Source organism: Pseudomonas sp. 05T35, from assembly GCF_056396605.1.
Window position 1 is genome coordinate 1 of record NZ_JBFTLU010000834.1, and the last position, 761, is coordinate 761.

Annotated in this window: 1 protein-coding gene; it reads right to left on the minus strand. The window is 61.2% G+C overall.

Annotated features, from left to right (window positions below; all coding sequences use genetic code 11):
* Nucleotides 1-20: 20 nt before the first annotated feature.
* Nucleotides 21-761: lysylphosphatidylglycerol synthase transmembrane domain-containing protein (locus AC1DH9_RS30170; protein WP_477809456.1), on the minus strand; the 741-nt coding region annotated here is incomplete at its 5' end.

A 761-nucleotide genomic window follows, 5' to 3' on the forward strand; every position in this document is an offset into this window, starting at 1 on the left:
GCTACGGATTGCGTACTAGCCTAAGCCTGTTTGATCTTCATCAGCTTGTTCAGCAGTGGTTTCCCGGCCATCACCAGGAACACCGGTGCGCCGGCCAGCAGGTAGAAGTAATAGGTCACCGCTCGCCAGATCAGAATCGCGGCCGCCGCCGTCGATTTCCCTACCATGGGCGCCAACAGCGCTGCCGACGTCAGTTCCGCCGCGCCGGCACCGCCCGGCAACAGGCTGAACTGCCCGGCGCTGAGTGAGAGCATCTGGATCAGAAAGCTCCAGGCCCACTGAAGATCCGTGCCCAGCCCTCGCAAGGCCAGATACAACACGCTGTAACGCAGTAACCAGTGCACGCAAGTCAGCGCAAATACGCTGATCAGCGTGTGTGCAGGCAACTTGAGTGTTTCCGTGAAGGCTGCAAGAAAGTGCAGCAGCTTGCGTGCCCAACGACGCTGGGTGGCAGGGTTGAGCTTGAAGTGCTTGAGCACGCGACCGCTGAGGCGAATCAGCAGGCGATGGTAGCGTGCCACCACCACGCAACTGAACAGGCCGCCGACCATTGAAATGGCGCTGAGTGTCAGCATCCACTCCAGGTTCTGGCTCAGGTGCTGAAACAGCGCATACACCACGATGGCGATCAGCGCGCAGAGAAAGAACAGCAAATCGCTCAACTGATCCATGGCGAACACCGCACTGCCATGGGCCGGGCGTACACCATGGCGCGCCAGCAGGGCCATCAGCGTCAGCGGTCCACCGCCGCCGCCCGGGGT